The organism is Pseudomonas sp. SDO5532_S415 (assembly GCF_054071155.1).
In genome coordinates this window covers 15087-26448 of the sequence record NZ_JBSVWS010000023.1, presented here as the reverse complement: position 1 = coordinate 26448, position 11362 = coordinate 15087, and the positions used below count along the sequence as shown (strand labels likewise).

Below are 11362 nucleotides of genomic sequence, written 5' to 3'. Positions count from 1 at the left end.
TTGTTGCATCGGACTGCGGCACACACGCGCAGTCCATCGGCTTTCCGAAAAACAAAATGAGGACGGCACCATGAGCGCTTTAACCTTGAAAGTCGCAGTCAACCTGGTCAACGAAGCCATTAACGCCGGGCGGGCAATCTCCGCCGCCCCCCTGACCATCGCGGTGCTGGATGCCGGCGGGCACCTGATCACCCTGCAACGCGAAGACGGCGCCAGCCTGCTGCGTCCGCAAGTCGCCATCGGCAAAGCCTGGGGCGCCATTGCCCTGGGCAAAGGCTCACGCCTGCTGGCGCTGGACGCTCAACAACGCCCGGCGTTCATCGCCGCCTTGAACAGCCTGGGGCAGGGCAGCGTCGTACCGGCACCGGGCGGTGTGCTGATTCGCGATCAGGGCGGGAACGTACTGGGAGCGGTGGGGATCAGCGGGGATCTGTCGGATGTTGATGAACAGTGTGCGATCAATGCGATCGAGGCGTTGGGGTTGAGGGCGGATGCGGGGGTTGCTGCTTGATCAGCTGCGCCTGAGTGAATGCCATCGCGGGCAAGCCCGCTCCCACAAGGATTGGCGGTGTAAGTAAATTTTGCATACACCAAAAGACCCTGTGGGAGCTGGCTTGCCAGCGATTGCTATCTGCCAGACACATCCTGCTAAAAGTCTGCATTATCATCCAGCATTTCCAGGTCTAGCCTTTCATGAGTTCATCATGAAAGAGGCAAAGGAATGCCCGATATACCCGCTTCACATCGCCTGCGAACGGGTCGCTATGCCGAACCCAATCGAATCTATTTGCTGACTACCAATACCCTTCATCGAGAGCCGGTTTTCGCCGATTTTGCTTTGGGCAGATTGGTTGTTGGCCAATTTCGCCGGGCGCAAAATCTCGGGCTGGCGAACTCTCTGGCCTGGGTGGTCATGCCTGATCATTTTCACTGGCTCGTCGAGCTGGAAAACTGCTCCTTGCGCAGATTGATGCGCGAGACCAAGTCCCTGATTACTCGAGAGGTGAACCATTGCAGTGGCAGGCGCGGACCACTATGGCAGCAGGGTTATCACGACCGAGCACTGCGTCGAGAGGAGGATTTGGTGAAATTGGCGCGGTATGTGGTGGCCAATCCATTGCGGGCGGGTCTGGTGGAAAAGCTCGGCGACTATCCACTGTGGGATGCAGTTTAGATCTGACAACTTTGAACCGTGTTGCCTTCATCGCTGGCAAGCCAGCTCCCACAAGAATTTGTGTCGTTCACAAGTCTGAATTCAACACAGAAACCTGTGGGAGCTGGCTTGCCAGCGATGCAGTCAGCGCGGTCTATCAGTCCGGTTCACACCCCTTGAGCACCAACCGGATGATCGTCTGCGCCGCCGCTTCATAGTCCTCTTCATCCAGCCTGGCCTTGCCGGTGATGGCGGTGATTTGCCAGTCGAAGTCGGCGTAGGTCTGGGTCGCCGCCCAGATGCTGAACATCAGGTGGTTGGGATCGATGGCGGCGATCTGGCCGCGGTCGATCCAGGTCTGGATGCAGTCGATATTGTGTTTGGCCTGGCCGTTGAGCTGTTCGACCAGATCGGCGCTCAGGTGTGGGGCACCGTGCATGATTTCGCTGGCGAACACCTTGGAGGCAAACGGCAGGTCGCGGGAGATGCGGATCTTCGAGCGGATGTAGCCACTCAGGACTTCGCTGGGCACGCCGTCAGGGTTGAACGGGGTCGAGGCCTGGAGGATCGGCTCGATGATGCTTTCCAGCACCTCGCGGTAGAGGTTTTCCTTGGATTTGAAGTAGTAGTAGACGTTGGGCTTGGGCAATCCCGCCTTGGCTGCGATGTCGCTGGTTTTGGTCGCAGCGAAGCCCTTGTCGGCAAATTCCTCACTGGCGGCACGCAGGATCAGTTGTTTGTTGCGCTCGCGGATAGTGCTCATAAACCAGGTGGTTCCTTGCCTGTTCTGGCGGTTGCGCATGGTAGCACCGGCCTTTGGCGGCGCTCAAGAATGCTCCGTGCGGCGCCGGGCCGCGCTATGCTGCACGGCATTCATTGCAGAAGGAAACCCGATTCATGGCAGGAAGCAGTTTGCTGTTGCTGATCGACGACATCGCCGCCGTGCTGGACGATGTGGCGTTGATGACCAAAATGGCCGCCAAGAAGACGGCCGGCGTGCTCGGCGACGATCTGGCACTCAATGCCCAGCAGGTCAGCGGCGTACGTGCCGAACGGGAAATCCCCGTGGTATGGGCCGTTGCCAAGGGCTCGTTCATCAACAAGCTGATCCTGGTGCCGTCGGCATTGGCCATCAGTGCGTTCATTCCGTGGCTGGTCATACCGTTGTTGATGGTCGGTGGCGCATACCTGTGCTACGAGGGTTTCGAGAAGCTCGCCCACAAGTTTCTGCACAGCAAGGCTGAAGATCAGGCTGAACATGCCGAACTGGTCGAGGCGGTGGCAGACCCTTCAGTCGATCTGGTGGCGTTCGAAAGGGACAAGATCAAGGGCGCGATCCGCACCGACTTTATTCTTTCGGCGGAAATCATCGCCATCACCCTGGGCGTCGTGGCCGACTCGGCGCTGACCCAGCAAATCGTCGTGCTCTCGGGCATCGCCATCGTCATGACTGTCGGCGTCTACGGGTTGGTGGCGGGTATCGTCAAACTCGATGACCTGGGTCTGTGGCTGACCCAGAAGCCGGGTCAGCTCGCCAAAAGCATTGGCGCAGGAATTCTGCGAGCGGCACCGTACATGATGAAAAGCCTGTCGGTGATCGGCACGGCGGCGATGTTCCTGGTCGGTGGCGGCATCCTCACCCATGGTGTGCCCGTGGTGCATCACTGGATCGAGAGTGTCAGCGCGGGGGCGGGTGGTGCCGGGTTTATCGTGCCGACGTTGCTTAATGGGCTGGCAGGGATTGTGGCGGGCGCGGTGGTGTTGGTGGGGGTGATGGCTGTCAGCAAAATCTGGAAAGTGTTGAAGGGCTGAACCTGGCAGTACGATCCAATGTGGGAGCGGGCTTGCCCGCTCCCACAGTGTTTTGTGTTCGCAGGATTACTCGGCAATCTGCAACTTGCGCGACTCGGTGTACACGTAACGCACCTTCTCATACTCGAACGGCGAGTTTAGCTGGCCATAACGGAAGCTGGTCTGATAGCGCTTGTCGACGCCACGCAGAATCCACACCTCGGGATGGTTGGAGCTGACTTCGGCAACGTTGAGGAAGTTGATGGCTGATTCGGCGCTGAAGTCGACCACCAGCCCGCCCGTGTCACGCAGGTTCGACGGACCGAGGATCGGCAGTACGAAATAGGCGCCGCCTGGAACACCGTAGAAGCCCAGGGTCTGGCCAAAGTCTTCGTTCTGGCGTGGCAAGCCCATGGCGGTGGCCGGGTCCCACAGGCCGGCGATGCCGATGGTGGTGTTGAGCAGCAGGCGCCCGGTAATTTCCATCGAGCGCTGGCCCTTGAACTGCAGCAGACTGTTGAGCAGGTTCGGCACGTCGCCGATGTTGTTGAAGAAGTTGCTGACACCGGTGCGCAAGAAGCTTGGCGTGATGTAGCGATAGCCATCGACCACCGGCAAAAACACCCATTGGTCGAAGCGATAGTTGAAGTGGTAGACGCGGCGGTTCCACTCTTCCAGCGGGTCGTAGACGTTCAGTGCGCTGAGCGTCGAGCGCTCGAACTCGCGCTGATCCAGACCCGGGTTGAACTTGAGTTTGCTCAGTGGTTCCTTGAAGCCGTCACTGTCGACGACCACGGGGGCGTTGGCTTTACTGTTGTCGGCATTGGCAGCGGTTGCGCAGAGTAACGCGGCGATAAGCAGGAGGTATTTAGCCACGGAAGAACTCCAGCATGGCGTCGCTGTTGACGCGGTAGTTAAGGTTGCCGCAGTGGCCGCCCAGCGGGTAAACGGTCAGGCGATCACCAAAGGTCTTGCGCAGGAAGCCGAGGTCCCCGGGGCCGAGGATTACGTCGTCGGCGTTGTGCATGACGGCAATTTTCGGGCTGTCGTGCAGGTAGTCCTTCAGCGCATACAGACTCACCTGGTCGATCAGTTGCAGCAGGCTGCCGCCGTCGGTGCGGGCGCGCCACATCGGGATGACCTGCTCGGTGATGTAGCAGTCGAAGTCACATTGCAGCGCACGCTTGAGGTACGGCGTCATGCTGGTGCCTTCGGTGATCGGCGTTTTCGGTGGGGTGATGAGGCCGCGGCGGTTGATCAGGTCCGACGTGAAGGCGATGTCGGCCGCCGAGAAACGGAACGACGTGCCGATGAGCATGGCCATCTGTTCATTGGTCAGATGCTGCTTGGACTGTTGGAAGTCGTAGAGCAGTGCATCGTTGAGATCGATGTAGCCTTTCTGCTGGAAGTAACGGGTCAGTTTATTCAGCACCAGCTCGTAGAAGGTGGTCGTATTGGTGATGCCCTTGACTTCGGTTTGTACAAGCTTGTCCAGGTTGGTGATCGAGGTGTACAGGTTGACCGGAGGATTGAGCAGCAACACTTTCTTGAAATTGAAACTGCGGCGGGTTTCGTCCAGATGGGCCACGAATGCCGCATCCAGCGCGCCGAGGCTATAGCCTGTCAGGTAGTACTCAGTGACCGGCAGCTTCGGGTTCTGCGCGCGCACCGCCTGCATCACCCGGTACATGTCTTCGGCGTCGTCCTTGGTGATACCGGGGGTGGCAAAGCGTGAGGCGGCGCTCATGAAGTCGAAGCTGGTGGGCGATGACAATTGCACCACGTGATAGCCGGCCTTGTAGTAAAGCTTTTTCAGGTATTCGTTCAGGCTGCTGTCATAGCGCGCGCCGGTGCCGGCGATCAGAAAGATCAGCGGTGCGGCTTTGTCTTGCGTGGCGATGCGATAGGTGAGTTTCTTGACCGGCCAGAAGTTGTCTGGAAGCTCGAATTGACGCTCCGGGCGCAAGGTGAGGCTGCGGTCCGACTGATCGATGTCATCGTCCAGCGGCAGGTCCGGGCGCAGATCCGGAGGCGTCGTGGCGATGGTCGCCTCGAACGGGTTGGTCAGTGGATAGCCATAACTGGCGGCATCGATATCCACCGCCAGCGCGGACGCACTCAAGATAAGGCCGCCAAACAGGGCGGCGAAGCGCAAGGAACGGAGCATGACTGGATCCCTTAAAGGAAGGTGCCGAATGAAGTTCGCAGGCTATGACCACTGGATTTGCGCCAAAGTGCCACGCATCGGCACCAAACAGGCCTAATTCGAAGTAATAGTAGCTGGACGATACACTTTGCAGCGATTGCATGACCAGTTAACAGTTGTTAGTGCTTGCGTAAGGCGGCCGTCCGATTAAGCTGGCCGCCGTTTTCGCTTTATTGGAGTGCTTCATGTCCCGCCGTCTGCCCGTGATTTTGCTGCTTGTTTTGCTGCCGTTGTGGCTGGCCGCCAGTTATGGCGCGCGTTATGGCTTCATGGAAGACGCGCAATGGGTGGGTATCTGCGTGGATGAGGCGAACCGTTGGGAATGTCAGGTTCGTTCGAACCTGGGGCTGATGATTCACTTCGCGATTTTGGGCTGGACTGCGTTGATCGCAGCGGTGATCGGCTTTGTGATGCCAGGGCGGGCAGGGTGGTGGCTGGCGGTGCTGGCGCTGGTACTCGGTTTCCCGGCGCTGGCGTTGTACAACACGACGTTGGCGGTGTTTGCGGTGGTGATTGCGGGGTTGCGATTGGTCAGGGCATCCCGTAGCGCCTGATAATCAGTTTTCGCGAGCAGGCTCGCTCCCACATTGGATTTTGGCCATACACAAATAATGTGTTCGATGGAGATCACTGTGGGAGCGAGCCTGCTCGCGAAGGGGCCGGCAAACTCGCTGAAAGATTAAGCCTTGCGAACCCGCAAGCTGCGCCACAACGCCATCACCATCAACCCGCTCACCAGCGCCCATCCCCAGGCCTGCTGGTTCTCCAGCCCCTCACGGTACAACTGCGGCGCAATGCCCGCGCCAATGATGAAGGTCAGCAGCGCAATCTCCCGGCGCGGTACGCTCACCGGACGGCACAGATAGACCAGCGCCGGCACGATGAACGCCACGCTCGGGAAGCTGCGATAACGCGGATCGAACACCAGTTCCAGCATCGTCACCGCCGCCGCAAAACCTGTCACCGCCAACAACCAGCCTGATCGACGTTCGAGCACATTGAATGCCCATCCACGCCACCCGGTGCGTGGGCTCAATGTCAGTGCGGCGTGAGCCAGTATCAACAGGTTCAGCGCCGTCAGCAGCGCGACCCACAGCCATTCACTGGCAAAACGCGTGGTGACGCGGGCCAGATCACCCCAAGTGCCAATCGAGCAAGCCGCCAGGGCGCCCAGCAACGGCAGCACCAGCGCCGCGCGAGTACTGCGCACGCGGCCGCCGAGGATCAGCGTACCGAGGAAGATCAAGCCGCCCACCATCAGCCACTGGGACCAGTAAGGTACGTTCGACACTGGCCCGGCCAGCACACCTTTGTCCTGACGGTCGGCATCGAACAGCCCCCAGTAACCACCGACCGCACCCTCGCTGGCACGTTTCCACGGTTGGTCGAAGGCTTCGATCAGGTTGTAGTGCCAGCCTTGCTGTTCGGCCAGGGCGACAAAACCACGAATGAACTTGGCTTCGTTGACCCGGCTCGGCAGGGCGGTTTCACGCTGGCGGCCTTCGCTCGGCCAGCCGGTTTCGCCGATCATCACGTCCTTGGGCGCAAACTTGTTGCCGAACACCTGACGCACTTGCGCCACATGTTGCAGGGCGGCGTCGATGTTCGAGGGATCGTCTTCCCAGTACGGCAGCAAATGGATGGTCAGGAAATCCACCGCCGGCGCGATTTCCGGGTGCTTGAGCCAGAACTCCCAGACGTCGGCATAAGTGACGGGCTGCTTGACCTGGCTTTTGACCTTGGTGATCAACCTGGCCAACTGCGCGCCGGTGACTTCCTTACGCAGCAGGGTTTCGTTGCCGACGATCACCGCAGTCACCACGTCGGCATTGGCGTTGGCCGAGGCGATCAGCAAGTCGACTTCTTTCTCGGTGTCCACCGGATTGCTGTTGACCCAGGCGCCGATCATCAGCTTCAACCCATGCTTGCGCGCCAGATCGGGCAAGGCGTCGAGACCGGTCATGGAGTAGGTGCGGATACATTCGAAGCTTTTGGCCAGCAGCGCGAGGTCGGCGTCCATGCGCTCGGGGCGCAAGTTGAACGGCACATCGAACGGCGACTGGTCTTTGTCGAACGGGGTATAGGAGGCGCATTGCAGCTTGTGCGTCGGGGTGGCGGCGTCCGGCAGGATCACCGGTTTGCCCAGGCCGTACCAAAAGCCGCCAAAGGCAAAAAGCCCCAGCAGGCAGGCGAAAAGATAGGCAAAAAAAGGAAAGCGGGATGTCGCGGGCATGGTCAGGCCGTCTGGGAGCAAAGCGGCGCATGTTACCTGCATTTTCCGCGTGCTTGGTGACCTGCATGATTTTGACATGCAAAGTTCGAGCGGATTGCCCGAAGCGTTTGTCTGGCGCGGGTTTAATGGCGTTCTGATGTCGTTTCTCGATGCCTTGAGGTCGCTGGCAGAGCAGGTCGCAATGACTGTCAGGTTGATTATCGAAGGCGTCAGTACTCCGCTGATGATCGAAAGAGTTTGCGGTGGGCGTGATGGGGGCGCTGTGCACCATAACAATACGTTGAAGCGACTCGGCACCCGTCGAGCGCAGCACTTTCGGGGAAGTAACGATGAAGATGCGACGACTTTTAGGCGCAGGTGCCGCTCTGGCGCTTGCGATGGGCTCCACATTTGCCAGCGCAGCAACCCAGACCCTGAGCATCGGTTACGTTGACGGCTGGTCCGACAGCGTCGCGACCACTCACGTAGCGGCTGAAGTGATCAAGCAGAAACTCGGTTATGACGTGAAGCTGCAAGCGGTCGCCACCGGAATCATGTGGCAAGGCGTGGCTACCGGCAAACTCGACGCCATGCTGTCGGCCTGGCTGCCGGTGACCCACGGCGATTACTGGACCAAGAACAAGGACCAGGTCGTCGATTACGGTCCGAACTTCAAGGACGCCAAGATCGGCTTGATCGTGCCGGAGTACGTCAAGGCCCAGTCGCTTGATGATCTGAAGACCGACGATACCTTCAAGAAGCGCATCGTCGGCATCGACGCCGGTTCGGGCGTGATGCTCAAGACCGAGCAGGCGATCAAGGACTACGACCTGACCGGTTATCAACTCAAGGCCAGTTCCGGCGCCGGCATGATTGCCGAGCTGACTCGCGCCGAGAAGAAAAACGAATCCATTGCCGTGACCGGTTGGGTGCCGCACTGGATGTTCGCCAAGTGGAAGCTGCGCTTCCTCGAAGACCCGAAAGGCGTGTATGGCGCGGCCGAAACCGTGAACAGCATCGGCAGCAAAGAACTGGCAACCAAGGCGCCGGAAGTGGCCAAGTTCCTGAAGAACTTCCAGTGGGCCTCGAAAGACGAAATCGGTGAAGTCATGCTGGCGATCCAGGAAGGCGCCAAGCCTGATGCAGCAGCGAAGGATTGGGTGGCCAAACACCCTGAGCGCGTGGCTGACTGGACTAAATAAACTTCTATTTTGCACTGCTCGCTTTTCCCTGTGGGAGCGAGCCTGCTCGCGAATGCGGTGAATCGGTCGACTGAAATGTTGACTGACACGACGCTTTCGCGAGCAGGCTCGCTCCCACAGTTATTTATGGTGTGCTGGTAAATGGCGAAAACGTCGTGTGGTTCTAAGACTAAGGTCGTCTGGAACCTGTCCTTGAGCCGAATAGAGTGGCTACGTTCCAACTAAATCTGTGCTGCGAGGATAAAAACAATGAACGACAGCATTTACCTCTCGATTCAAAACAGCCCGCGATTCAAGGAGCTGGTTAGCAAGAGGGAACGATTCGCCTGGATTCTTTCGGCGATCATGCTAGGGCTTTACTCCGGATTCATCCTTTTGATTGCCTACGGGCCGCATGTACTGGGGGCGAAACTCAGCCCTGAGTCCTCGATTACCTGGGGCATACCGATCGGTGTCGGGCTGATTGTTTCGGCCTTCATCCTGACCGGTATTTACGTACGACGCGCCAATGGCGAGTTCGACGACCTGAACAATGCGATTCTCAAGGAGGCTCAGCAATGATCCGGCGTCTAATGGCTCTTTTGAGCATCGCAGCCTTCGCACCGGGCGCCTGGGCGGCTGACGCCCTGACCGGCGCCGTGCAGAAGCAACCACTGAACACCGCCGCGATCCTGATGTTCGTGGCGTTTGTTGGCGCGACTTTGTATATCACTTACTGGGCTTCCAAGAAAAACAACTCGGCGGCCGACTACTATGCGGCGGGCGGCAAGATCACCGGTTTCCAGAACGGTCTGGCAATCGCCGGTGACTACATGTCGGCGGCGTCCTTCCTGGGTATTTCCGCCCTGGTGTTCACCTCCGGCTACGACGGCCTGATCTATTCGATCGGCTTCCTGGTGGGTTGGCCGATCATTCTGTTCCTGATCGCCGAGCGCCTGCGTAACCTGGGTAAATACACCTTTGCCGACGTGGCGTCCTATCGCCTGGGGCAAACCCAGATCCGTTCGCTGTCCGCGTGCGGTTCGCTGGTCGTGGTGGCGTTCTACCTGATCGCGCAAATGGTTGGTGCCGGCAAGCTGATCCAGCTGCTGTTCGGCCTTGATTACCATGTTGCGGTGATCCTCGTCGGTATCCTGATGTGCGCCTACGTACTGTTCGGCGGCATGTTGGCGACCACCTGGGTGCAGATCATCAAGGCGGTCCTGCTGCTGTCCGGTGCGTCCTTCATGGCGCTGATGGTGATGAAGCACGTCAACTTCGACTTCAACATGCTGTTCTCCGAAGCCATCAAGGTTCACCCGAAAGCTGAAGCGATCATGAGCCCGGGCGGCCTGGTGAAAGACCCGATCTCGGCGTTCTCCCTCGGTCTGGCGCTGATGTTCGGTACCGCTGGCCTGCCACACATCCTGATGCGCTTCTTCACCGTGAGTGACGCGAAAGAAGCCCGTAAGAGCGTGCTGTACGCAACCGGTTTCATTGGCTACTTCTATATCCTGACCTTCATCATCGGCTTCGGCGCGATCCTGCTGGTCAGCACCAACCCGGCCTTCAAAGATGCTGCCGGCGCGTTGCTGGGCGGTAACAACATGGCGGCGGTGCACCTGTCCAATGCGGTCGGTGGCAGTATCTTCCTGGGCTTCATTTCGGCGGTAGCGTTTGCAACCATTCTGGCAGTGGTTGCCGGTCTGACCCTGGCCGGTGCATCGGCGGTGTCTCACGACCTGTACGCCAGCGTGATCAAGAAGGGCAAGGCCAACGAGAAGGATGAAATCCGCGTTTCGAAAATCACTACCATCGCCTTGGCGGTGCTGGCGATCGCGCTGGGTATCCTGTTCGAAAGCCAGAACATCGCGTTCATGGTGGGCCTGGCGTTCTCCATCGCGGCGAGCTGCAACTTCCCTGTGCTGCTGCTTTCCATGTACTGGAAAAAGCTGACCACCCGCGGTGCGATGATCGGCGGCTGGATGGGCCTGGTGAGTGCCGTGGGCCTGATGGTGCTTGGCCCGACCATCTGGGTGCAGATCCTGCATCATGAGAAGGCGATCTTCCCGTACGAGTACCCGGCGCTGTTCTCGATGATCATTGCCTTTATCGGTATCTGGTTCTTCTCGGTTACCGACAAGTCGACTGCGGCTGACAATGAGCGAGCGCTGTTCTTCCCGCAATTCGTACGTTCGCAGACTGGTTTGGGAGCGAGTGGGGCGGTTTCGCACTAAGGTTTGATGCTTATATATAAGTAACGCAGTTGTACGAGATGCCCTGGTCGAGAGATCGGGGCATTTTTTATTGGGCGGTTATCGGGCGTTATGGGTGTGAGGTTTGCGAAGGCGGCCTGACAGCCGACCTGGCTGGTGGAGGGGTGTGTACATATCCGTTTTTTCGGTAACGGCCACTGGCGGTTTCGCCCTTACGGCGAGTCCCTTTGGCAAACGCCGGAGTGCCGGCCCAGCCCAAAGGAACCAAAGGTCTTGCCGGCGTCCGGCCCCTCGCCAAGGCTCGGGGTCCCTTCGCTCCGGCATTCATCCGGGGGCATTGCCCTGCGGTTGGCTTCGCTGCACCTACATGCAATGGGTTCGACTGCGTCGAACGGCGCTTCGCGCCAATCCCCGGATGAACACCTCCACTCAGCCTTCCGAGGGGGCGGGTGGATCAAGATCAAAAGCCAAAGCCAAAGCCAAAGCAGTTCCCCCTGTAGGAGCGAGCCGGCTCCGGGCGGCGTTCCGACGAAAGCGGTGTGTCAGCCAACATGGATTTCGGATGTCATGCCGTCTTCGCGAGCAGGCTCGCTCCCACAGTGA

11 protein-coding genes are annotated in these 11362 nt (G+C 59.0%); 7 read left to right on the top strand and 4 right to left on the bottom strand.

What is annotated here, in order from left to right:
- The first annotated feature begins 70 nt into the window (after positions 1-70).
- Both ACW9HW_RS08900 and ACW9HW_RS08895 read left to right on the top strand, forming a co-directional pair.
- The gene (locus tag ACW9HW_RS08900) at positions 71-511 is read left to right on the top strand and encodes a GlcG/HbpS family heme-binding protein (RefSeq protein ID WP_095195665.1); all 441 of its coding nucleotides are present in this window, start codon (positions 71-73) and stop codon (positions 509-511) included.
- Positions 512-721: 210 nt separating this feature from the next.
- On the top strand, positions 722-1174 hold the full coding sequence (locus tag ACW9HW_RS08895; protein WP_457399490.1) for an REP-associated tyrosine transposase: 453 nt from the start codon (positions 722-724) through the stop codon (positions 1172-1174).
- Positions 1175-1310: 136 nt separating this feature from the next.
- Here the strand turns inward: ACW9HW_RS08895 and ACW9HW_RS08890 are convergent, their stop codons facing one another.
- On the bottom strand, positions 1311-1916 hold the full coding sequence (locus tag ACW9HW_RS08890; protein WP_457399488.1) for a TetR/AcrR family transcriptional regulator: 606 nt from the start codon (positions 1914-1916) through the stop codon (positions 1311-1313).
- 134 nt (positions 1917-2050) lie between these two features.
- On the opposite strand from ACW9HW_RS08890, the gene ACW9HW_RS08885 reads away from it, so the two are divergent.
- Entirely contained in the window at positions 2051-2965 is a 915-nt protein-coding gene (locus tag ACW9HW_RS08885; protein ID WP_457399486.1) for a DUF808 domain-containing protein, read from the top strand.
- A 66-nt stretch (positions 2966-3031) separates the two neighbouring features.
- Here the strand turns inward: ACW9HW_RS08885 and ACW9HW_RS08880 are convergent, their stop codons facing one another.
- Together ACW9HW_RS08880 and ACW9HW_RS08875 are read right to left on the bottom strand one after the other, a co-directional pair.
- Positions 3032-3820: an MlaA family lipoprotein gene (locus ACW9HW_RS08880; RefSeq protein ID WP_095195661.1), complete on the bottom strand. Its 789-nt coding sequence runs from the start codon at positions 3818-3820 to the stop codon at positions 3032-3034.
- On the bottom strand, positions 3813-5111 hold the full coding sequence (locus ACW9HW_RS08875) for a serine/threonine protein kinase (RefSeq protein WP_095195660.1): 1299 nt from the start codon (positions 5109-5111) through the stop codon (positions 3813-3815). Before ACW9HW_RS08875 ends, ACW9HW_RS08880 begins: the two co-directional genes overlap by 8 nt.
- A gap of 224 nt (positions 5112-5335) precedes the next feature.
- Here ACW9HW_RS08875 and ACW9HW_RS08870 point away from each other — a divergent pair, with 224 nt between their 5' ends.
- Positions 5336-5704 (top strand): hypothetical protein, encoded by a 369-nt coding sequence (locus ACW9HW_RS08870; RefSeq protein ID WP_457399483.1) that lies wholly within the window; start codon positions 5336-5338, stop codon positions 5702-5704.
- A 125-nt stretch (positions 5705-5829) separates the two neighbouring features.
- On the opposite strand, the gene ACW9HW_RS08865 is transcribed toward ACW9HW_RS08870, so the two are convergent.
- The gene (locus ACW9HW_RS08865; protein WP_457399481.1) at positions 5830-7425 is read right to left on the bottom strand and encodes a glycoside hydrolase family 17 protein; all 1596 of its coding nucleotides are present in this window, start codon (positions 7423-7425) and stop codon (positions 5830-5832) included.
- 287 nt (positions 7426-7712) lie between these two features.
- Here ACW9HW_RS08865 and ACW9HW_RS08860 point away from each other — a divergent pair, with 287 nt between their 5' ends.
- From ACW9HW_RS08860 to ACW9HW_RS08850, 3 genes are all read left to right on the top strand, one after another.
- Positions 7713-8564, top strand: coding sequence for a glycine betaine ABC transporter substrate-binding protein (locus ACW9HW_RS08860; protein WP_095195657.1), 852 nt, complete (start codon positions 7713-7715; stop codon positions 8562-8564).
- Between the two features lie 249 nt (positions 8565-8813).
- Positions 8814-9125 (top strand): DUF485 domain-containing protein, encoded by a 312-nt coding sequence (locus ACW9HW_RS08855; RefSeq protein WP_060539902.1) that lies wholly within the window; start codon positions 8814-8816, stop codon positions 9123-9125.
- The gene (locus tag ACW9HW_RS08850; protein ID WP_095195656.1) at positions 9122-10780 is read left to right on the top strand and encodes a cation acetate symporter; all 1659 of its coding nucleotides are present in this window, start codon (positions 9122-9124) and stop codon (positions 10778-10780) included. Before ACW9HW_RS08855 ends, ACW9HW_RS08850 begins: the two co-directional genes overlap by 4 nt.
- The last annotated feature ends 582 nt before the right edge of the window (positions 10781-11362 follow it).